This window comes from Candidatus Korarchaeota archaeon NZ13-K (genome assembly GCA_003344655.1).
Lineage (GTDB): Archaea > Korarchaeota > Korarchaeia > Korarchaeales > Korarchaeaceae > Korarchaeum.
The window spans coordinates 1-3,320 of the sequence record MAIU01000107.1 but is presented as its reverse complement, the minus strand read 5'-3'; the positions used below and the strand labels follow the sequence as shown (position 1 = coordinate 3,320).

The following is a 3,320-nucleotide window of genomic DNA, read 5'->3' as shown; positions in this document are numbered from 1 at the left end:
CCCCTGGCCCTTCCCTCCACGGGCTGCCTGGTGAGTAGCTGCATCTGTCCCCTGGCCCTTGCGTGTATCTTGTCCCTCACCATGTGCTTCAGCCTCTGATAGTAGCTTATCCCTATGAAGACCGGAGCCCTTATCATTCTACCGGTCCTGCCATCGTACATTATCTCCTCCCCGCTGTACTCAAATCCTAGCTTGACGAGGGCCTCCATAAGGTCCTCCACGGGCTCCGACATGAACGGGGTCCCGTCTACGAATCTCCCCTCTAGGGCCCCAACCTTGCCAGCTATTATCTCGTAAAGCTGGCCTATTGTCATCCTGGAGGGTATCGTGTGGGGATCGAGCACTATGTCAGGGACTATCCCATCGGCGGTGAAAGGCATGTCCTCATGCCTGTATATCATGCCGAGGACTCCCTTCTGACCGTGCCTCGTGGCGAACTTGTCCCCCAGCTCGGGGGGCCTCGTGTCCCTCACGTTGACCCTGACGAGCTTCTCCCCCCCTGTCTTCGTCACCAGGAGCACCTCGCTGACTATCCCCCTCTCCCAGGCCCTCATCGAGACGGAGGTGTCCCTCCTCTCGAAGGTGTACTGAGGATAACCGGCACCCACCGTCAGCTCCGGGGAGAACCTCGGAGGGCTGGTCTTGCCTATCAGCACATCCCCTCCCTCCACGTAAGTCTCCGGATCGACTATGCCGTCCTCCCCAAGCTTCTGGTAGTACTGCTCCTCCTTCTTTCCGGAAACCTTCTTGAGATTGGCTGGGTTCTCGAACTTATCTCCCTCTATTATCGCGTGCCTCCTCGCCTCCGACTCGTATGTCCTGAAGAAGACGGCCCTGGCAGCTCCCCTGTCTATGGCTCCCTTCGACATCACGAGCGCATCATCCATGTTGTAGCCGTCCATGGGGAGGAGAGCCACTACCAGGTTCTGGCCCGATGGCCTGTAGTCGTAGCCCGTTATCTCGGCCCCCCTGGTCCTAACTATCGGCCTCTGAGGGTAGAACATCAGGAAGGCCCTGCTGTCGAACCTGAGCCTCCAGTTCGCCAGATACTCGCCCAAGCCCTGCCTAACCATGTTGGACCCTATTATGTCCCTCGGTATGTTGTTGTGCTCCGCGTAAGGTATCTGGGAGGCGGCCACACCGAACATCGCGTAAGGGGCGAAGTCCAGGTGCGTGTGATGCTCCGTTATCTCATCCAAGCTCTGGGCCACGACGGCGTACTCCTCCTCATCGGCATCCAGAAGCTCCACTATCCCCATCTTGACGAGATCCGTGAAGCTCAACTCCCCGGACTCGACCTTGGGAAGGAGCTCTATGGCCTCCCTCAGCCTGCTGACCGGGATCAGAGGTCTCCTCATCCTCCCCGCGTCCGCGTTGACGAAGACAGCGTTCTCCTCCCTGTTGTATATGAAGTTGACCTCCGTGCTTAGCTCAGCCCTCCTCTCCCTGAGGAACCTAACCAGATCCTCCGGCTTATCTGTGAAGGCCACCAGCCTCCCGTTGACGTAGACGGGCGTGAGGCTCCCCACCTCCTTGGGCCTGGCGCTCCTGGCGGGCTTGGCCCCCCAGTCAAGTATCATCTCCACTATCGGCTCTGGATCCGTCCCGAAGGTCACATCGCAGAATATGGAGAGGCTCCTCACGAGTCCCACGTTCGTCCCCTCAGGTGTCTCCAGGGGACAGAGCCTGCCCACGCTCGTTCCGTGGATCTGCCTCACCTCGTGGAGCGGGAGGCCAGCGGGCAGGGGGGAGTTGACCCTCCTCAGGTGGTGGAGCGTGGCTATGTAGTTGGTCCTCTCCAGGTTCTGGCTGACCCCGAGATCCCCACCCGGCCAGGCCCCAGTGGCGACCGCCCTGAGTATCCTCTGGGTGACGAGCTTCTGGCTCTGGATTATCCTCCTCACGTCAAGGTCGTAAACACCGCTGCTGAGCTGCTCATCGGCCTTCTCCTTCAGCCTCCTCACGAGCTGGTAGAAGGAGTCCCTGAAGACCTCCTGCATAAGCGTGCCCGCGAGCCTGAGCCTCTTGTTCGAGAAGTGGTCCTTATCATCGGGCTCAAGCTTCCCCCTGACGACCTTCAGGAGCTTCTCTATCATCTTAGCCAGGAAGTAAGCCTTGACTATGAGGTCCTCCTCTCCCGTCCCTATGTGGGGGAGGAAGTTGTTCCTCAGGTACTCCTTAGCGTACCTTATCCTATCCGCCCTTGGGACCGCCTGAACTAGCCTCCTCCCTATGTAGTCCAGGGCCTCCTCCTGCGTTATCATCCCGGAGGTGCCCTCCTCCTCGGCTTTCCTCTGGACGTCGTCAAGGCTGTAGAGGAACTCGTTCCTTATCTCCTCATCCGTCGAGGATATCGCATCCACTATGTCCTCATCCCTCTCAAGCCCCAGGGCCTTGAGCAGCATCGCGACTGGTATCCCCCTGAGGGCCCCCGTGGAGGCCTTTATCGTGCCGTCCCTCATGTAGTACTCCAGGTAGAGCCTCGTCCTCAGGCCCGCCCTTGCGGAGACTATCTGAGCGACGTGGGAGTAGGGCTTGTTCTCAGCGACCGTCTGCTCCACTATGACCTTGTTCGGCGCTATGTCGTCCCTCATGACTAGAACCCTCTCCGAGCCGTTTATTATGAAGTAGCCCCCGGGATCCCTCGGATCCTCCCCCTTGCTTATCAGCTTCCTCTCATCGAGCCCGTAGAGGTAGCATCCCTTGGACTTCACCATCATGGGCAGGTGACCTATCCTGACCCTCTCGGTCTTCAGCTCCATGCCCCCGGCGTAGACCTTCACCTCCAGCTCCACGGGAGCTATGTAGTCCGCGTTCCTTAGCCTTATCTCGCTTGGCATCGCTGGAAGGGATGAGCCGTCGTACTCATCTATCTCGGGCCTCCCGACGTGAACCCTGCTCAGCACCAGCTTGTAGTTCTCGACGAGCTCTATCTCCTTGAAAGCATCAACCACCTCCTGTAGACCCCTCTCCAGAAATCTGTTGAAGGATTCTATCTGGACGTCAGCAAGCCCCCTTTCCCTGAAATAGGCCCTAACGATTGGATAAAAATCAACGTAATTGTTCCGCTTGGATAACAAAAGGAATCACCCCTGATATCTCCTCTCACCCACCACGTACCTGTAGTAGATCCCCTCATCCCTGTATATCCTTATGAGGTCCCCCGGCTTCGCCCCCAGCCTCTCCACCATCGGATCGCTTGCCAGTATCTTCGGGAAGAGATCCAATGGGCCATATCTCCTTATCAACTCCGCCTTCTCCTCCTCGCTCACTATCTCATGCTTGGGCACCATGAGGCTCTCCTCAACGTTTATCTTAGC

The 3,320-nt window shown here is 58.2% G+C and carries 2 protein-coding genes; both read right to left on the bottom strand.

The annotated features are described in order from the left end of the window. The coding region (locus BA066_07380) for a DNA-directed RNA polymerase subunit B'' (protein RDD52872.1) at positions 1–3,080 on the bottom strand (3,080 nt) is incomplete at its 3' end. 6 nt (positions 3,081–3,086) lie between these two features. Beyond that, the gene (gene rpoH, locus BA066_07375; protein ID RDD52873.1) at positions 3,087–3,314 is read right to left on the bottom strand and encodes a DNA-directed RNA polymerase subunit H; all 228 of its coding nucleotides are present in this window, start codon (positions 3,312–3,314) and stop codon (positions 3,087–3,089) included. Positions 3,315–3,320: the final 6 nt, after the last annotated feature.